The organism is Stenotrophomonas sp. STEN033, from assembly GCF_056856655.1.
Genome location: NZ_JBXFWM010000005.1, coordinates 87,160 through 99,532 on the forward strand (window position 1 = coordinate 87,160; position 12,373 = coordinate 99,532).

Genomic DNA, 12,373 nt, shown 5'->3' on the forward strand with positions numbered 1-12,373 from the left:
TTGGGGTGAGGGCAGCTCTGGGCCTGGAAAGCCCAAAAGCCAACCCCTCCCCAACCCTCCCCTTTGCTGCGCAAAAGGGAGGGGGCAGAAAGCGCTCGGCGTAAGTGAGGTGGTGTAGTGCCGAGCCATGCTCGGCAGGGGCTTTCCCGACAAACACAAACGGCGTAAGCAGCGCAGCCAGTGATTCATCAGGTGGCATGTATGCCGGTGATTTCAGCGATGCCAGCTTCGCGGCTCATGCCACTCCTACAAACCTGATGGGCTACCGGTGAAGCCCCTGCCGAGCATGGCTCGGCACTACAGAAGCAAGGCAAAAAAAACCGGGCCAAGCCCGGTTTTTCTTATGCTTCGTTGACCGCCAGCTCCAGTAACTGAGCCTTCTCAACCGCGCCCAGGCGTTGGGCAAATACCGCCAGACGGTTGCAGAGCTCGGCCTGGTGTTCCGGATATGCCGCTACCAGTTCACGCTGAACCTGTTGGTAGGCATCCCAGAACGGGGCCGAGCAGCGATGTCGTGCGTACTGCTGTCGCAATTGCTCCCCAGCACGCTGGAGGGATTGGCGACTGCTGTGTTGGATGGGCGTTGTATACATCGCTTCACCTCGATGGCAGTGCCCCTGTACCCCGAGCATAGCGCTGTTTTTCTTACGATCTTGCTACAGCGTCTAATTTCCTTGTGAGATTAATAGGGGTTTATTCAGATTCTGCCCCGTTATTCGCCGATATCTTCATTCCAGACGTCCGGATTCTCGGCGATGTAGCGGCCCATCATCTCGATGCAGCTGGCGTCATTCAGGTCGATGACGTTCACGCCGTTCTCGCGCAGCCAGTCGATGCCACCCGGGAAGCTGACCGATTCGCCCACCACCACGGTGCCGATATTGAACTGGCGGACCAATCCGCTGCAGTACCAGCACGGGGCCAGGGTGGTGACCATGATGGTGTTACGGTAACCGCGCTGGCGGCCAGCCTTGCGGAAGGCGTCGGTTTCGCCATGGATGGAGGGATCATCTTCCTGGATGCGGCGGTTGTGGCCGCAGCCGAGCAGGCGGCCATCGTTGTGGTACAGCGCCGCGCCAATCGGGATGCCGCCTTCGGCCAGGCCCTGGCGGGCCTCGGCGATGGCGGTTTCGAGCAGGGCGCGGTAGTCCGGGGTGGTGATCATGCAAGGTCCTTGTGGTGCCGTGGCGATCATCATAGCGGCCGGATTCAGCCTGCTGGCGGCGCAATCGGGCTGTCGGTGCGATAATCAGCGGCATGAGCGAATCCCCCTACAAGACCGGCACCACCCACTTCGGCTTCCGCGATGTACCGGCCAAGGACAAGCAGAAGCTTGTCGGCCAGGTGTTCACTTCCGTGGCCGACAACTACGACCTGATGAACGACCTGATGAGCCTGGGTATTCATCGGCTGTGGAAGCGCTACTTCGTCGCTACCGCGCAGGTGAAGCCGGGCGACCGCGTGCTGGATCTGGCCGGCGGTACCGGTGACATCGCGGTGCTGCTGAAGGAGCGCATCGGTGCCGAAGGCAGCGTGGTACTGGGCGACATCAACGCCGGCATGTTGTCGGTGGGACGCGACCGTCTGACCAACCGCGGCCAGGTCTCAGGCTTCGAGTGGGTGCAGCTCAATGCGGAGGCGCTGCCTTTCCCGGACCAGAGTTTTGATCTGGTGACCATTTCCTTCGGCCTGCGCAATGTGACCGACAAGGAAGCGGCGCTGCGCGAGATGTACCGGGTGCTGAAGGTAGGCGGGCAGGCGCGCGTGCTGGAGTTCTCGGAAGTGACCGTGGACTGGTTCAAGCCGGTCTACGATTTCCATTCGTTCAAGGTGCTGCCGAAGCTGGGCAAGCTGTTTGCGCGCGGTGATGCCGACAGCTACCAGTACCTGGCTGAGAGCATCCGCAAGCACCCGCCGCAGGAAGAGCTGAAGGCGATGATGAGCGAGGCCGGTTTTGGCCGCTGCCATTACAAGAACCTGAGTGCGGGGATTGTGTCGATTCACTCCGGTTACAAGCTTTGAGGCTTGGTTGCTGGGTGGGTTGAGGAAAGGGCGGCCATGGGCCGCCTTTTTCGTATGGGGAAGCGGTGCTGCTGGTTTCGTTTTTTTGCGGGTAAGGCCCCTGCCGAGCACGGCTCGGCACTACGTCTCTGCTCCCTCCCTTTGGCCGCAGGCCAAGGGGAGGGCGGGGGAGGGGTTGGCTTTTCAGCTTCTGGCTCTGCTGGTAAAGCCCCTGCCGAGCATGGCTCGGCATTACGTCTCTGCTCCCTCCCTTTGGCCGCAGGCCAAGGGGAGGGCTGGGGAGGGGTTGGCTTTTCAGCTTCTGGCTCTGCTGGTAAGGCCCCTGCCGAGCATGGCTCGGCACTACCGTGGTTCGGGAGCTGATTCACGCATGCCGGCAGCTTGTGCAAAGCCTGCAGGACGTTGCTTGCCGCACTGCCGCATCGACCAAAGCCTTTCGGGTTTAAAATCAACGGTTGTTCCCTGAACCGGTTCCAGATCAATGCGTTCTTCGTTCCTGATGCTGCCCTTGGCCGTGGCGCTCGTCGCTGGCTGCGCCAAAGAGCCCGCAGCCCCCACCGTCGACCCCGTCGCCCAGAAGCCCGCCGCCGCCGTGAATACCGTCAGCCGCAGCCACGATGAAAGCTCCTATGCAGAGCCCGAAAAGGTCGTCATCAAGGACGTGGCGCTGGACCTGAAGGTCGATTTCGACGCCAAGCAGATCGGTGGCACCGCCACTTATACGCTGGAGTGGAAGGACAAGGCGGCCAAGCAGCTGCTGCTCGACACCCGCGAGCTGAGCGTGGAGAAGGTCGAGGCCCTCGCCGCCGACGGCGCTGCCACCCCGCTGCAGTTCGCGCTGGCACCGGCCGACAAGGTGTTCGGTAGCAAGCTGAGCATCGAAACTCCGGACCAGCCGACCTCGATACGCATCACCTACCACACCGCGCCGACCGCCTCCGGTCTGCAGTGGCTGGAGCCGTCCATGACCGAGGGCAAGAAACTGCCCTTCATGTTCAGCCAGTCGCAGGCCATCCACGCCCGTTCCTGGGTGCCGTTGCAGGACACCCCGAGCGTCCGCTTCACCTATAGCGCGCATGTCACCAGCCGCCCGGACGTGATGGTGCTGATGAGCGCCGACAACGATCCGAAGGCTGCACGCGATGGCGATTATGCTTTCAAGATGCCGCAGCCGATCCCGTCCTACCTGCTGGCCATTGCCGCTGGCGACCTGGTGTTCGAGCCGATCTCCGAGCGCTCCGGCGTATGGGCCGAGCCGACCATGGTCAGCAAGGCGACCAAGGAATTCGAAGACACCGAGAAGATGATCGGTGCCGCCGAGAACCTGTACGGCGAATACCGTTGGGGCCGTTACGACATGCTGGTGCTGCCGCCGTCGTTCCCGTTCGGTGGCATGGAAAACCCGCGCCTGACCTTCGCCACCCCGACCGTCATCGTTGGCGACAAGTCGCTGGTATCGCTGGTTGCGCATGAGCTGGCGCATAGCTGGTCCGGCAACCTGGTGACCAACGCCAGCTGGAAGGACATCTGGCTCAACGAAGGTTTCACCACCTACGTGCAGGGCCGCATCACCGAGGCGCTGTATGGCACGGAGATGGCCGAGATGGAGCGCGAAATCGACCAGACCGATCTGCTCAACGAAGTGAAGGACATGAGCCCGGCCGACCAGGCACTGGCGCTGCCGCCGCTCAACGAGCGTGATCCGGACGAAGCGCTGAGCAATGTCGCCTACGTCAAGGGTGCCTGGTTCCTGCAGTTCCTGGAGCAGCGCTTTGGCCGTGCGGTGTTTGACCCGTTCCTGCGTGGCTGGTTCAACGACCATGCCTTCCAGAGCGCCAACACAGACCAGTTCGTCGCGTACATGACCAAGAATCTGCTGCCGAAGAATCCGACGGCGGTCACCGAGGCCGAGCTGAAGGCATGGCTGGAAGAGCCGGGTATTCCGGCGTTCGCCACCAAGGCACGTTCGCGCAACTTTGCGGTGGTCGACACGGCACGCATCGCCTTCCTCGGCAGCAGCGCGCTGCCGAGCAACCAGGTGACCCGCGAGTGGAACACCCAGGAGTGGGTGCGCTTCATTGACGGCCTGGGTGCAACCCAGCCGATCGAGAAGCTGGCCGCGCTGGACAAGGGTTACCACTTCACCGGCACCCCGAACGGCGAGATCGCGATGCGTTGGTATCCGCTGGCCATCCGCAGTGGCTATACCGATGCGCAGGCGGCTGCTGGCGAGTTCATCCAGAAGGTGGGCCGCCGCAAGCTGGTGCTGCCGATCTACGCTGAACTGCTGAAGACGCCGGAAGGTCTGGCCTTCGCCAAGGAAGTATTTGCCAAGGCCAAGCCGGGCTACCACCCGATCACCACCGCGTCGGTGGAAGACATGATCGCCAAGGCGGAAGCAGCACCGAAGCAGGAAGCTGCGCCGAAGCAGTAAGTGGGTAGGGTTTGAGACAAGACAGCGGCGGGCGAAAGCCCGCCGTTGTTGTTTGTGTTGTTGTGCTGCTTTGCAGTGCTTTGCTTTGCTTTGTGTTGCTGTTGCCCCTATGCCGTCATCCTCGCGAAGGCGGGGATCGCTCTGCGCTTTGGTTTTGGCTCTTGCCTTGGTTCGAAGAGAAGGCAGAAGCAGGAGCAGAAGCAAGAGCAGAAGCAAGAGCAGAAGCAAGAGCAGAAGCAAGAGCGATTCCCGCCTTCGCGGGAATGACGGCATTAAGAGCAAACCCCCAAACCCCAAACCCCAAATCCAAAAGCCAAAAGCCAAAAGCCAAAAGCCAAAAGCCAAAAGCCAAAAGCCAAAAGCCAAAAGCCAAAAGCCTTCAGTCGCCTGCCTTCCGCTCAGCCACCGGCAATCCCTTCAACACCGCCTTATCAATCTTTGCCACCACCCCAACACTCCGACCGGCAAGATTGACCACGCTGTACTGCACCGCCACGCCCAGCACCTGGGTAGCCTGCGACATATCCAGCCCGAAGGACTGGCGCAGCCATTGCAGCATCCCCGACGTCGCCAGCCGCAGCGCATCGTCGCTGGAACCCGCCTGCCCCAGGGTCATGATCTGCGTGGGGGATTCAACGCGCGGTGTGGCGATGGACTGTTTCTTGATCAGCTCCACTTTCAGCACCACGTCCAGCGATGTCTCCAATGCCCATTGGCTGGTTTCACCGTCGCCCTGCAGGGCATGGCCGTCGCCGACGTACAGCAATGCGCCGGGTTGCTGCACCTCAAGGTAGACCGTGTTGCCTTCGACCACGGCGTTGAAATCCATGTTGCCGCCAAAGTCGCCGGTGTCGCCGGTGGAGAGCGGCGGATAGCCGAAGCCGGGTGCCACCGCGAGACCGCCGAGCATCGGCTTGACCGGAATCTCGAAGTTCTTCAATGCGCCGCTGGCGCCCTGCGGCCGCGCCATGCCGCGCATGCGATCCAGTTCCCAACGCACCGGCTTGCCCAGCGACGCGGTCTCGATGGCGATGCGCGGTGTCTTCAGGCGGCCGACGATACCGTCGAGGCTGTCGGCGTAGTCGCGATTGAGCTTGAGCGAACGGAGGGTGATCGCCAGCGTGTCGCCGGGCTCGGCACCGGCGACGAAGAACGGCCCGACCTGCGGATTGCCGAACAAGGCACGGGTGATGCCGTGTTCGTCGACGCCACCGGAATCCAGGGTCTTGGTCTGCACCGAATCGCCTGGCCAGATCACCAGCGCCGGGGCACGGTCGGCGCTGAAGGTATTGGAGTAGTCGCTTGGGGTGAAGTCATGCAGGCGCGGTACCTTGTCCGGCCGTGACGGCACTCGCCAGGCGCTGAAATCATGCGTTGCACGCGCGCTGCGGTTGTTGGTGTCCGGCTCGTCGCTGCGACCCTGCATGCGGCTGCCATCGATGCGGCCATCGTAGTGATAGACCTGGCCGTCGCTGCCGGTTGCGGTGAACTTCAGCTGCGCGCCGTTCAAGCTGCCGCTGATCGGGTCGCCCCCCAATGTTCCGCTGACCTGCGTGCCTTGCACATCCAGATTCAAGGTCTGCCTGGCGCTGTTGCCCCATAGATCGGTGGCCAGGATCCATTGATCGGCGGCGAGGGCATGGAGCGGGAGTACGGACAGCAATAGCGATGACCATCTCAGGGAGGTGCGCACGTTGCGTGTGTCTGCGAAGGGCCCGGCGGGCGTGTTCGCGGAGTGTACGAACGGGCAGGTCGCCGTCGCAGTGTCAAAGGTAACTACATTTGTAGTCAGTCCGGCTATTCGTGCAGCCGGGTGATGATTCCTGCGGCAGGCTGCACGCTACCGGAGTGGGCGTGCGCTGCGCTCAGGGCGCGCGCGCACCGCCAGGAACATGTCCACGCAGTCGTGCATCAGCCGCTGCTGCGCGCTGGCGTCCAAGGGCGCGGCACCCATGGCGATCTGGGGCCAGAACGCGAACGCCTTGACCATGCCCTGCAGCTGATGGGCGGCGTCGGCCGGGGTGATGTCGTCGCGCAGGCGGCCATCGGCCTGTGCTGCGCGGATCCAGGTGGTCAGGCCTTCTTCCTTCTCGGCCAGCTTGTCCATCATCACCCGTGCCCGTTCCGGTGCATGCACCAGCTCGGCCATGGCCACCCGCGACAGATCGATGAAGCTGATGTCGCTGAGCAGGCGCAGCTTCTGCGCGACGAAGCCCAGCAACTGTTCGCGCAGTGGTCTGGCTGGATCGTAGGCGAGCGCGTCCAGCGACTGGCTGGCTTCCCACAGTTGCCAGAGGATGGCGGTGAACAGCTCGTCCTTGCTGGCGAAGTGGTTGTAGACGGTGCGCTTGGATACCTCGGCGGTGGCGGCGATGCGGTCCATGCTGGTGCCGGCAAAGCCCAGTTCACGGAACTCGGCCACTGCCGCGCGCAGGATGGCCTCGCGTTTGCGGTCGGTCAGGCGGAGCGGGCGCTTGGAATCGGTCATCCGCTTATTTTACACCGTTCAGTTTACTTTCCTCGAAATAGAAGTAAACTCATTGGTGTACTTTTATCGGCAAGCCCAGCCATGAAGCGTCGCCTGCCTCGTTTCCTCCTCCTCATTACGGTGCTGATTGCCATGTCCATTGGCCTGCTGACCTGCGGTGCACGTCCCGCCGCTTCCTATGACCAGTCGCCGCAATACGGCGAGGGGCGTTTCCACAACGTGGCCAAGCAGGCCCCGCTTGGTTTCGTGCGGGGTGCCAAGGTGTGGTGGCGGTTCCTGTTCGACAAGCCGGCCGATGCGACGCCGCAGGTGGCGATTCCGGTACATGCCTTGACCCGGCAGGCCTTGCTGGACGCACCGGACGACAGCCTGTGGCGGCTGGGTCACTCGACCATGCTGATGAAGCTGGATGGTCACTTCTGGCTGACCGACCCGGTATTCTCCGAGCGCGTTTCGCCGTTCTCGTTCATGGGGCCCAAGCGCTTCCATGCGCCGCCGCTGTCGATTGATGAGTTGCCGGAAATCACCGGCGTCATCATTTCGCATGACCACTACGATCACCTCGACCACGACGCGGTGCTGGCGCTGGCGCCGAACGTGCGGCACTTCGTCACTGCGCTGGGTGTGGGCGATCGCCTGCAGGCCTGGGGCGTGCCTGAGGAAAAGATCACCCAGCTGGACTGGTGGCAGGAAGCCCGGGTGGAGGGCCTGAAAATCGCGGCCACACCTGCGCAGCATTTCTCCGGTCGCGGTTTGTCCGATGGCAATCGCACCCTGTGGGCATCGTGGGTGATCGATACCGGCAGCACGCGGATCTTCTTCAGTGGCGACAGTGGTTACTTCGATGGCTTTGCGAAGATCGGCGAACGCTACGGCCCGTTTGATCTGGCGATGGTCGAGACCGGTGCCTACGACGCCCAGTGGCCCGGCGTGCACATGCAGCCGGAGCAGAGCCTGCAGGCGCATCTGGATGTACGCGGCAAGGTGATGATGCCGATCCATAACGGTACGTTTGACCTGGCTTTGCATCCCTGGACCGAGCCGTTCGAGCGGATCACCGCATTGGCGGCAGAGCAGGGCGTGCTGCTGACCGCGCCGCAGATGGGTGAGCGTCTGGATATCCGTGCGCCTGCGCCTTCGACGCATTGGTGGCGGATGGGCGGGGAGTGAGGGCTGCGGTTGTAGTTGTTGCTGTTGTTGTTGCCGCTGTTGCTGTTGCTTCTAGTGCCGTCATTCCCGCGCAGGCGGGAATCGCTCTTGTTGTTGCCCTTGCCTTTGCATTTGGTGTTACGCGAAGCCAAAGAGCCAGAGCGATTCCCGCCTGCGCGGGAATGACGGCATAAAGGCAGGGCAAAGCAAAAGCGCAGGCAAACGCGAATGCGGAAAAGGATCGTGCCTCCCAATCCCCAACATGCTCTAAAGTGAAGCCCATCGCGCTCACCACGCGCCCTGTTCACCGGAGCTGTTTGATGAAACCCCTGATCCTCGGCGCCCTCTGCGTCTTTGCCCTGGCCGCCTGCAGCAACCCGGAGGCCGAGCGCCAGCAACAGGAGGCCGCTGCCGCGCAGGAGCGCGCCAAGCGCGAAGCCGACGCCGAGGGCATCGGCAAGCTCTACGACACGGCGGTTACGGGCGCCGATTGGGAGCGGGCGCGGATCCATGGTGCTGCATTGCTTGACCAGTACCCGGACTCGGAAACCGCCAAGCGCATCGAGCCGGGCTTTGCCGAAGTGCGGGAGAAGGCCGCAGCCGCCAGCGAACTGCGCCGCATGCAGGCTTTGTGGAGCTACAACCAGGTGCCGGTCAAGGGCGGTACCCAGCGCTCGGCCGCGATCCTCAGCAAGGACCGGGTGGAAGTGGATAGCACCGGTCCCAAGCAGGTGAACCTGGTGTTCCGCGATCACCCGGAGTGGAAGCGCCACGCCTACCTGGTGCTGCAGTCCAGTGACTTCGCCAAGGCCTGCTACCGTGCCTGCCAGGTCAAGGTCAGCGTCGACGGCGCGCCGGCCCGCAACATGGCTGCGCATCGCCCGGATACCGACGAGGCCATCGCCATGTTCATCGATGACAACCGCGGCCTGTGGCGGCAGGCACGCAAGGCCAAGGTCATCGAGATCGAATTCCCGGTGCAGGCTGGCGGCACCCGCAAGGCGGTGTTCGAGGTCGGTGGCTTGGACGGCAGCCAGATGCCGAACTGGGATTGAGGCCGGTGCTTGCAGACAGGGCGGGGCGTTGCGACGTCGCCGCCAGCCGTCATTGGGTGTTCGACATGGACGGCACCCTGACCGAGCCGGTGCATGATTTCGAATTGATCCGGCGCGAGCTGCAGATTCCTTCCGGTGCGGACATTCTTGAACACCTGGCCGGCCTGCCGCCGCAGCAGGCCGCTGACAGCCACGCCTGGCTGATGCAGCACGAGCGGGAGCTGGCCGAGGCCTCGGTCGCAGCGCCGGGGGCGGTGGACCTGGTTCGCGCGCTGCATGCCGCTGGTTGCCGGCTGGGCATCCTTACCCGCAATGCCCGTGAGCTGGCGGAAGTGACCCTGGCGGCGATTGGTGTGGCGGATTGCTTTGCCAGCGAGGAAATCATCGGCCGCTGGGAAGTGGCGCCCAAGCCGTCACCGGCTGGCTTGCAGTTCTTTGCGGCGCGCTGGCACGTGTTGCCGGCGCAGATGCGGATGGTTGGGGATCATTACTACGATCTGGCCACCGCGAAGGCTGCCGGCGTGCCGGGCATCCTGATCAATGTGCCGGATGACCCGTGGCCAGGCATGGCGCAGTGGCAGTTGCGCGATTGTGCGCAGTTGCTGCAGCAATGGCAGGCTGCAGCAACTGGGTAGAGCCGAGCCATGCTCGGCTGGGGCATTACCAGCAAACCCTCTTGTGGGAGCGGCGTAAGCCGCGAAGCCGGGAATGCTGGGTCGCGGGTGTGTGCTGCAATCTGGTGGTGTGCGAGCTTCGCGGCGTTCGCCGCTCCCCCCAATGCCATGTGGCCGGAAGATTGCCGGTAAGGCCTCTGCCGAGCGTGGCTCGGCACTACGCTTTGAGCCCCTCTCCCGCTTGCGGGAGAGGGGTTGGGGTGAGGGGGAGCTTTTCGCTTGTAAAGCCCCTGCCGAGCATGGTTCAGCACTACAGAAAAAAACGGCGCCGAAGCACCGTTTTTCTCAGAGGCTGTAGCCGAACTGCTGCTTGAACTGCTCGTTGAACTCGGCGAAGTCGAAGCGCTGGTTCTGCGTGCCGGGGTGTTCCACCTTCAGCGCGCCCATCAGGTTGCTCATGCGGCCGACGGTCAGCCAGTCCATGCCTTTCTCAATGCCGAAGATCAGGCCGGCGCGGAAGGCGTCGCCACAACCGGTTGGGTCGACCACGCGGCGCTCGTGCGCCGGCGGGATGTCGAAGCTCTTCTCCGGGGTGTGGATGATGGCGCCGCGCGGGCCCTGGGTGGTGATGTAGGCCTTGGTCCGGGCGACGATGTCGGTCTCGCTCCAGCCGGTGCGCTGCTGCAGCAGGTTGGACTCGTAGTCGTTGACCACCACGTAGTCGGCCTGCTCGATGAATTCGCGCAGTTCCGGGCCGTTGAACAATGGCAGCGCCTGGCCCGGATCGAAGATGAAGGGGATGCCGCATTCCACGAATTCGGCGGCGTTCTGGATCATGCCCTCACGGCCGTCCGGCGCGACGATGCCGAAGGTGACGCCCGGCACATCGCGCACGTGGTTGTCGTGCGAGCGCATCATCGCGCCCGGGTGGAAGGCGGTGATCTGGTTGTTGTCGTGGTCGGTGGTGATGAAGCACTGCGGGGTGAACATGTCTTCCAGCACCCGCACCTGGCTCAGGTCGATGCCCATGCGCTCGAAGTGCTCGCGGTACGGGCCGAAGTCCTGGCCAACGGTGCCCATCGGGATCGGGCTGCCGCCCAGCAGCTTCAGGTTGTAGGCGATGTTGCCGGCGCAGCCGCCCAGTTCGCGGCGCATGCGCGGTACCAGGAACGACACGTTCAGGATGTGCACCTTGTCCGGCAGGATGTGGTTCTTGAACTGGTCCGGGAACACCATGATGGTGTCAAAGGCTAGGGAACCACAGATCAAAGCGGACATTGCGAACAGGCCTATACGTAAAAGGGAAAGGCCGTCGCGCACGCGCAGACGACCCGGCGCGATGGCGCGCCAAAGTGCGTAAGGTTACCGGCTGCGGCGGCCCACGGCCACAAGCAAGGATGTACCGCAGCTGCCCGGCGTGGTCGAAAGCCTCGATTTTCCGTGGATTTTCCTTGCTCGGGCGGGGGTGGGTTGATAGGCTAACTGCCCTCATTTTCTGCCCATTTTTTCGCCAACCGGCGTGGGCGCGACACCCCTCAGGATCACTTCCCAGATGTTCAAGAAGCTGCGTGGCATGTTCTCCAATGACCTGTCCATTGACCTGGGCACGGCCAACACCCTCATCTATGTGCGCGGCCAGGGCATTGTGCTGAACGAGCCATCCGTCGTCGCCGTGCGCCAGGACCGTGCCATCGGTGGCACCCGTTCGGTGGCTGCCGTCGGCGCCGAGGCCAAGCAGATGCTCGGCCGTACCCCGGGCCATATCACCACCATCCGCCCGATGAAGGACGGCGTCATCGCCGACTTCACCTATACCGAGGCGATGCTCAAGCACTTCATCAAGAAGGTGCACAAGTCGCGCGTGCTGCGCCCCAGCCCGCGCGTGCTGGTCTGCGTGCCGGCCGGCTCCACCCAGGTCGAGCGCCGCGCCATCAAGGAATCGGCCGAGGAGGCCGGTGCGCGTGATGTGTTCCTGATCGAGGAGCCGATGGCAGCTGCGATCGGTGCCGGCATGCCGGTCACCGAGGCGCGCGGCTCGATGGTCATCGATATCGGCGGCGGCACCACCGAAGTGGCAGTCATCTCGCTGAACGGCATTGTCTATTCGGCCTCGGTGCGCATTGGCGGCGACCGTTTCGACGAGTCCATCACCAATTACGTGCGTCGTAACCACGGCATGCTGATCGGTGAAGCCACCGCCGAACGCATCAAGGTGGAGCTGGGCTGCGCCTACCCGCAGGCGGAAGTGATCGAGATGGAAATCTCCGGCCGCAACCTCGCCGAGGGCGTGCCGAAGATGATCAAGATCAGCTCCAACGAAGTGTTGGAAGCCCTGCACGAGCCGCTGTCGGGCATCGTTTCGGCGGTCAAGCTGGCGCTGGAGCAGACCCCGCCGGAACTGTGCGCCGACGTCGCCGAGCGCGGCATCGTGCTGACCGGTGGTGGCGCCCTGCTGCGTGACCTGGATCGCCTGATCTCCGAGGAAACCGGCCTGCACGTGCAGGTGGCCGATGACCCGCTGACCTGCGTGGCCCGCGGTGGCGGTCGCGCGCTGGAGCTGGTCGACATGCACGGCAACGAGTTCTTTGCGCCGGAGTGATCCGCAGGGAAT

The 12,373-nt window shown here is 63.3% G+C and carries 11 protein-coding genes; 6 read left to right on the top strand and 5 right to left on the bottom strand.

All coding sequences use genetic code 11. The features are described from left to right. Positions 1-341 precede the first annotated feature (341 nt). Both AC1VXC_RS03330 and AC1VXC_RS03335 read right to left on the bottom strand, forming a co-directional pair. The gene (locus AC1VXC_RS03330; RefSeq protein ID WP_296250912.1) at positions 342-593 is read right to left on the bottom strand and encodes a hypothetical protein; all 252 of its coding nucleotides are present in this window, start codon (positions 591-593) and stop codon (positions 342-344) included. A 119-nt stretch (positions 594-712) separates the two neighbouring features. Continuing rightward, the gene (locus AC1VXC_RS03335; protein ID WP_481526729.1) at positions 713-1,165 is read right to left on the bottom strand and encodes a nucleoside deaminase; all 453 of its coding nucleotides are present in this window, start codon (positions 1,163-1,165) and stop codon (positions 713-715) included. A 92-nt stretch (positions 1,166-1,257) separates the two neighbouring features. On the opposite strand from AC1VXC_RS03335, the gene ubiE reads away from it, so the two are divergent. Together ubiE and AC1VXC_RS03345 are read left to right on the top strand one after the other, a co-directional pair. Beyond that, positions 1,258-2,022 carry a bifunctional demethylmenaquinone methyltransferase/2-methoxy-6-polyprenyl-1,4-benzoquinol methylase UbiE gene (gene ubiE / locus AC1VXC_RS03340; protein WP_282270503.1) on the top strand — a complete coding sequence of 255 codons (765 nt, stop codon included), beginning with the start codon at positions 1,258-1,260 and terminating at the stop codon, positions 2,020-2,022. A gap of 481 nt (positions 2,023-2,503) precedes the next feature. After that, the gene (locus AC1VXC_RS03345; protein ID WP_481538582.1) at positions 2,504-4,456 is read left to right on the top strand and encodes a M1 family metallopeptidase; all 1,953 of its coding nucleotides are present in this window, start codon (positions 2,504-2,506) and stop codon (positions 4,454-4,456) included. Between the two features lie 379 nt (positions 4,457-4,835). Here the strand turns inward: AC1VXC_RS03345 and AC1VXC_RS03350 are convergent, their stop codons facing one another. Then, on the bottom strand, positions 4,836-6,119 hold the full coding sequence (locus AC1VXC_RS03350) for an acetamidase/formamidase family protein (RefSeq protein ID WP_481539936.1): 1,284 nt from the start codon (positions 6,117-6,119) through the stop codon (positions 4,836-4,838). A 177-nt stretch (positions 6,120-6,296) separates the two neighbouring features. After that, positions 6,297-6,944 (bottom strand): TetR/AcrR family transcriptional regulator, encoded by a 648-nt coding sequence (locus AC1VXC_RS03355; RefSeq protein ID WP_481526726.1) that lies wholly within the window; start codon positions 6,942-6,944, stop codon positions 6,297-6,299. 132 nt (positions 6,945-7,076) lie between these two features. Here AC1VXC_RS03355 and AC1VXC_RS03360 point away from each other — a divergent pair, with 132 nt between their 5' ends. The 3 genes from AC1VXC_RS03360 (at position 7,077) to AC1VXC_RS03370 (ending at position 9,783) form a co-directional block, all read left to right on the top strand. After that, complete coding sequence (locus AC1VXC_RS03360) at positions 7,077-8,114, top strand: MBL fold metallo-hydrolase (protein ID WP_481539935.1); 1,038 nt, start codon at positions 7,077-7,079, stop codon at positions 8,112-8,114. A gap of 299 nt (positions 8,115-8,413) precedes the next feature. After that, a complete protein-coding gene (locus AC1VXC_RS03365; protein WP_481539934.1) occupies positions 8,414-9,148 on the top strand; it encodes a hypothetical protein in 735 nt (244 codons plus the stop codon). Between the two features lie 65 nt (positions 9,149-9,213). Further along, positions 9,214-9,783: an HAD family hydrolase gene (locus AC1VXC_RS03370; protein WP_481539937.1), complete on the top strand. Its 570-nt coding sequence runs from the start codon at positions 9,214-9,216 to the stop codon at positions 9,781-9,783. Positions 9,784-10,107: 324 nt separating this feature from the next. Here AC1VXC_RS03370 and AC1VXC_RS03375 read toward each other — a convergent pair whose 3' ends face one another. Then, positions 10,108-11,040, bottom strand: a complete 933-nt coding sequence (locus AC1VXC_RS03375; protein WP_313173015.1) for a carbohydrate kinase family protein — start codon at positions 11,038-11,040, stop codon at positions 10,108-10,110. Positions 11,041-11,314: 274 nt separating this feature from the next. Between AC1VXC_RS03375 and AC1VXC_RS03380 the strand changes: the two genes are divergently transcribed. Continuing rightward, complete coding sequence (locus AC1VXC_RS03380; RefSeq protein ID WP_005419402.1) at positions 11,315-12,361, top strand: rod shape-determining protein; 1,047 nt, start codon at positions 11,315-11,317, stop codon at positions 12,359-12,361. Positions 12,362-12,373 lie beyond the last annotated feature (12 nt).

Coding starts and splice junctions, on each gene's coding strand:
- AC1VXC_RS03355 (WP_481526726.1), bottom strand. CDS start 6,944: ATGACCGATTCCAAGCGCCCGCTCCGCCTGACCGACCGCAAACGCGAG.
- ubiE (WP_282270503.1), top strand. CDS start 1,258: ATGAGCGAATCCCCCTACAAGACCGGCACCACCCACTTCGGCTTCCGC.
- AC1VXC_RS03330 (WP_296250912.1), bottom strand. CDS start 593: ATGTATACAACGCCCATCCAACACAGCAGTCGCCAATCCCTCCAGCGT.
- AC1VXC_RS03375 (WP_313173015.1), bottom strand. CDS start 11,040: ATGTCCGCTTTGATCTGTGGTTCCCTAGCCTTTGACACCATCATGGTG.
- AC1VXC_RS03370 (WP_481539937.1), top strand. CDS start 9,214: ATGGACGGCACCCTGACCGAGCCGGTGCATGATTTCGAATTGATCCGG.
- AC1VXC_RS03360 (WP_481539935.1), top strand. CDS start 7,077: ATGTCCATTGGCCTGCTGACCTGCGGTGCACGTCCCGCCGCTTCCTAT.
- AC1VXC_RS03365 (WP_481539934.1), top strand. CDS start 8,414: ATGAAACCCCTGATCCTCGGCGCCCTCTGCGTCTTTGCCCTGGCCGCC.
- AC1VXC_RS03380 (WP_005419402.1), top strand. CDS start 11,315: ATGTTCAAGAAGCTGCGTGGCATGTTCTCCAATGACCTGTCCATTGAC.
- AC1VXC_RS03345 (WP_481538582.1), top strand. CDS start 2,504: ATGCGTTCTTCGTTCCTGATGCTGCCCTTGGCCGTGGCGCTCGTCGCT.
- AC1VXC_RS03335 (WP_481526729.1), bottom strand. CDS start 1,165: ATGATCACCACCCCGGACTACCGCGCCCTGCTCGAAACCGCCATCGCC.